General features: G+C 62.0%; 4 protein-coding genes and 1 pseudogene. 4 read left to right on the forward strand and 1 reads right to left on the reverse strand.

The window, feature by feature from the left end:
• Positions 1 to 432: pseudogene (locus BDD16_RS22735) on the forward strand (hypothetical protein); the annotation flags it as partial.
• 183 nt (positions 433 to 615) lie between these two features.
• Positions 616 to 1,629: a site-specific integrase gene (locus BDD16_RS22740; protein WP_179636411.1), complete on the forward strand. Its 1,014-nt coding sequence runs from the start codon at positions 616 to 618 to the stop codon at positions 1,627 to 1,629.
• A gap of 222 nt (positions 1,630 to 1,851) precedes the next feature.
• Here BDD16_RS22740 and BDD16_RS22745 read toward each other — a convergent pair whose 3' ends face one another.
• Positions 1,852 to 2,883 (reverse strand): DNA-binding protein, encoded by a 1,032-nt coding sequence (locus tag BDD16_RS22745; protein WP_179636412.1) that lies wholly within the window; start codon positions 2,881 to 2,883, stop codon positions 1,852 to 1,854.
• A gap of 639 nt (positions 2,884 to 3,522) precedes the next feature.
• On the opposite strand from BDD16_RS22745, the gene BDD16_RS22750 reads away from it, so the two are divergent.
• Positions 3,523 to 3,663: a hypothetical protein gene (locus BDD16_RS22750; protein ID WP_179636413.1), complete on the forward strand. Its 141-nt coding sequence runs from the start codon at positions 3,523 to 3,525 to the stop codon at positions 3,661 to 3,663.
• Between the two features lie 98 nt (positions 3,664 to 3,761).
• The coding region (locus BDD16_RS22755) for a protein rep (protein ID WP_179636414.1) at positions 3,762 to 4,790 on the forward strand (1,029 nt) is incomplete at its 3' end.

A 4,790-nucleotide genomic window follows, 5' to 3' on the forward strand; every position in this document is an offset into this window, starting at 1 on the left:
GATGAGGAGGTCCTCGCCGAGGAAGAGGAACGGCCGGCCGAGCTGGTCGTGCAGTTGACTTGGCCGGAGTGGACCGCGATCCGGCTTCGCCATCGCGCCACCTTGCTGATGCTCGCCGAGGAGTCGCCGCATCTCATTCGCGGCTGGCTGAATGACCGCGTCGAAGCGTCGTATAAATCCATACCCCCCCCACCTGAACCAACTGAATCTGCGAGCCCGCTGGTTCTGGCGGCGGTGGAACCGCCTGGGCAGGTCGAGATACTGCCCGCAGACAGCGTCTCCAGCCCGCAGCGCGAGCTTTTTCCGCTGCCCGCCGACCCGCCCGCCGACCCGCCCGCCGACCCGCCCGCCGACCCGCTCGCAAGCCGCTTGGCACGCTGGAAAGCCCGCCGTGAGCTGCTCTACCGGCGCGCGTTGGGCATCCATCCTTGAGGTGTAAGTAAGCCCCGGAAGGGTGCTTACTTACACCGGTGGATGGATGCCCACCGGATGGCTCAAGAAATGACATTCGGAGTGCATCGAAGCGACAGCGAACGATGCACGTAGAATGGCATTTTTGAGTCAGCCGGGAGCCGCGTAGCGGCTCTTCAACGCGCGCATAGAAAGACGCTCACGATGACTACGTCACCCCCCCCACGCACGCCAGGATGGAAGCCAAGCACGCCAGAAGAACAGGCGCGATTTGAACAAATACAGGCAAGAGCAGCAAATTTTAGAGAAAAGCACGGCATACAATTATCTGCGCCGAAAGCTGAGATAATAAAAACGCCTCCGGAGATAATACAAGAGCCTCCGAAAAAACCATCCAAGGCCACCGTCCAGATAACAAAATCAGTTCAGGAAGATCCTCCGATTCAGGCATCAAAAGGCCACAAGAAAAAGAAAAAGCCAGCATCAATTAAATCGAAACAGCAGCTTGTCCCAAAACTTGGCAAGAATTGGCGTGCCGAGATATTTGAAGCGATGAAGCCGAAAAAGCAAACTCGCCGGCCAGTTTCGATGGTGCTTCAAGCGACGGCGGTTTTGTGGGCGACAGGGTGCCGTCCGTCAGAGATAGAAAAGGGTGTCGAGGTTTCATTAGATAATGAAACAGGGAATTTGACATTCTTCGTAATCGGCGCAAAAACCGGCAAGTCAACTAACGGTCAGATGGAATCTGATCGAGGAATAAAATTCCGCTGGATCACTCTTCAACGCGACATGACACCAGCCACAGAACTGCTGGCGGAACTCATTGAAAAGGCTGGCAAGTCAATTACAGTCAAATATGACTCTAACGGATTAGGTAATAAAATATCTGATCGAGGCTTCGAGTTATTTAATAAAAAGGGAGTCTCACCATATTGCTTCAGGCATGCGATGGGGTGTGATTTAAAATCGTGCGACTTGATGGATGACGTTGAACGGTCTCAAGTCATGGGACATTTATCTGTCGAGTCGCTGAGTAAATACGGCCGACGCAGAAGAGGCGGCAAAGGTGCTCGCCCGATACTCTCTGTGAAAACGTCTGAAATGCCGCACGGCACCCTCACACACACACCCCCTGTGCCGGCTGCTGCGCCGGCGGTCGCGGCAGACGATGGAGATGACGAGGGAGAGGGGAACCAGGTCGCGCGGCCTCGCGGCTGACCTGCTCCGCTCGCGCTGCAATTTTGCAAACTTTTTGCAAAATCGACGGGTTTCCGGCGATTTTGCAACGGTCGGCTTGTGGGCGGACCGGCGGCAGCACCGTCATCAGACCCCGCAGGGGGCTATCGGTGCAGCCGGTGTTTACGGCCGCCTCGGCGGCGCCGCCGCCGCCCAGGGTGGCGGCATCTGTACGCCAAGGTCCAAATGCGTCTTGACTGAGTATCAGCCCTTGGCGGCGTGCCGCTTGGCCGGCGTGGGCACCGGTGCCGGCGCCTGCACCGCGGTGACTGGCGGTACCGCTGGCACAGCAGCGGCTCGTGCCGCGGCTGCGGCCTCTCGCGCTGCTGCTGCTTGCTCCGCTGCGAGCGCTGCGGCGGCCTCGGCCCGCTCAGCGCGCTGACGCTCGGCGTCGAACTGCGCCGCCAGCACTGCCGCACGCTGCTGCGCTGCTGCGGCTTCTTGGCGCGACGACATCACTTGCGCCTGCTCTATATCTAGAGCGTCTGCTGCGGCTTTGGCGGCGGCGCTGGCCAGCGCCTGCGCATCGGCCTGCGCTTTCGCGATCGCGTCGGCCAGCGTCTTGGCTGCTGCTGCCGCGTCGGCGGCGCGGGCTGCCCGTTCGGCGTCGAGCTGAGCCGCGATCTCGGCGAGCGCCTGGCGGTGCTCTACCGCCAGGCTGCGCGCTGCAGCGGCGGCGCTGCTGTGCGCCTGCGCGACCGCATCGGCCAGCGCCAATGCGTGCGCCTCGGCTGCGGCCAGCGCTGCGCCTGCCGCGTCCTGGCGGGCCTGCGCCAGTGCTGCCGCTGCGGCGCTGGCGTCGGCAACACGGCCAGCTCGCTCGATGTCGAGCGCCTGGCCGAGCGCATCCGCGCGCGTCCGCTCGGCCTCGGCCTCGTCCAGCGCCTCGCCCTGGCCGATCAGCGCTGCGTCGCGCTCGGCCGCAGCGGCTCGCACTGCCTCGTCCATGGCCTGCCGTGCTGCCGAGACTCGGCCCTCGGCCTCGACGCGGGCCGCTGCCCACATCGAGGCGGCAGCCTCTGTGACGGCGGTGGGCACGTCCGCTGCCGCAGGTGCGGCCGGCGCGGCTGCGCCCGGATGCTCGGCCGACCACGTTCGCAGGACAGTGGCGATGGTGGTCATCGAGCCCGTGCCCAGCCGGGCGCGGACTGCACGCACAGTAGGCGCTTGGCCAGTAGCTGCGATGGCAGCCGCTGCGCTGGTGATGTCGTCTGTCGTGATGCTCGATACAGCCATGTGGATCTCCTGATGTGGAGCCTACATCATAACACAAAACAACCATAACACCATAACGTTACGATGTTATGGTGTAACATCGTAACGTTATGGTGTTATGATGTAACGTTACGGTTAAGCGGTGTTCGCCGGCCAGCGGCAGCGGTCGGCCTGGATCGCGGCACCGCTGGATCTGGGCGTAGCCCGTGCCGAGCAGCACTTCAGTCAAGACGCATTTGGACCTTGGCGTACAGATGCCGCCACCCTGGGCGGCGGCGGCGCCGCCGAGGCGGCCGTAAACACCGGCTGCACCGATAGCCCCCTGCGGGGTCTGATGACGGTGCTGCCGCCGGTCCGCCCATGAGCTGACCTGTGCGGGTGGTCGGCGCAGGTGGCCGGTTCGGACCCGAAGGGAGTCCCTTGGTATACATACGAGAAGTGCTACCAAACGCGGGTGATCCCTGAGGCTGGCAGGCCTCAGGCGAGATGGTCGGCGGGTGCCGGCGCCGGCCGGATGAAATGAGCCTGCTACCTTCAGTTGGGGATCTGCTCCAGAGTCTGCGCATGAAGCGCATACCCTCTTCTCATTCGCACGATTCCCTCGGACCCAACGGAAAACCAGCGGGGGACGGGGTCTCAACGGGCGCCAGACTGGGCCGTATGAAGACACCTCCCACTTTCTTGCTGATCGCCGCAGTTGCTGCGGCGCTTGCTGTCCTGGCCGTCGTGTTCCAGCACCATCAGCAGGGCGCCAAGCTGCTGATCGAGCTTGCCGCGATCGTTGCGGCGAAGAAGCCCTGAGCCCGTCGGCCTGTGTCGGGTACGATTGCCATAAGCGAAAAAGCCCGCATGGGGATGCGGGCTCGTCGCTGGTGTGGTTGGGGAACCGCACCAAGTTCATGGCCTCCAGCGTTAGCAGCGCCTCGGGCCGTGTTGATCAACGCGTAGACCGTGGACCAACAACTGTGAGTGAATTTTATGGCGCCCCGGGCGCTGATGTGTGTGCGCACACAAAAAAACCGTTTATTTGTGCATCGACTGGCGAGATCGCCGGACCGTCGCGGACCGTCGTCGAGCATGCCCGCGCTGCTCGCGCCAGGCGCTTCGACTTGCTGAGCGTCATCCGCAGCATCTACCCCTCGCACCGAACAGCATCCTGCATGTGGTCGCGTGTCTCGCAAGACACGCAGATCCAGGTCGTCCGCGACGTGCTCACGCTCAAAGCTCGATATTCGGGCCTGCGCGTCTGCGGAAGTATTTGGACGTGTCCCGTGTGCGCCGCGAAAATATCCGAGCGCCGCGCCGCTGAACTCGCGCAGGCCATCACTCAGGCGCGAAATCTGGATATTGAAGTGGCGCTGCTGACGGTCACTGTGCCGCACGTTCGGGGTGAATCACTCGCTGACCTGCTCGCTGCGCTGAGAAAAGCCTGGCGCTCGTTCACAAGCGGCGGCACCTCCGGCCGCCTGCGCCGTGCGATCGGCCTTGTCGGCACGATCCGCAATACTGAAGTCACCTACGGTGAAAATGGCTGGCACCCCCATTTCCACTGTCTGATGTTTTTCCGTGGAAAACTCGTTGACCTGGAAGAAATTCAACGGGCATGGGGCGAGCACTGGCAGAAATGCGCCGTGTCGGCGGGTTTGCGTGAGCCAAGCACAGAGCATGGTCTGACGATCCAGCCCGGTGACTACGCTGCTCGCTACGTCTCGAAATGGGGCCTCGAACATGAAATGACAAAAAGCATGGCGAAAAAGTCGCGCGTCGGCGGGCGCACGCCCTTTGATATTGCCGATGACTTCGCTGATGGGAAAGATGTCGAAAAGAACGCGGCGCTCTGGCGCGAGTATGCCACGGCATTTAAAGGCCAGCGTCAGCTATATTGGAGCGCCGGCCTGAAAAAACTCCTGGTCGTCGAAGATAAAACC

Origin of the sequence: Sphaerotilus montanus (assembly GCF_013410775.1) — a bacterium.
Classification (GTDB): Bacteria; Pseudomonadota; Gammaproteobacteria; order Burkholderiales; family Burkholderiaceae_C; genus Sphaerotilus; species Sphaerotilus montanus.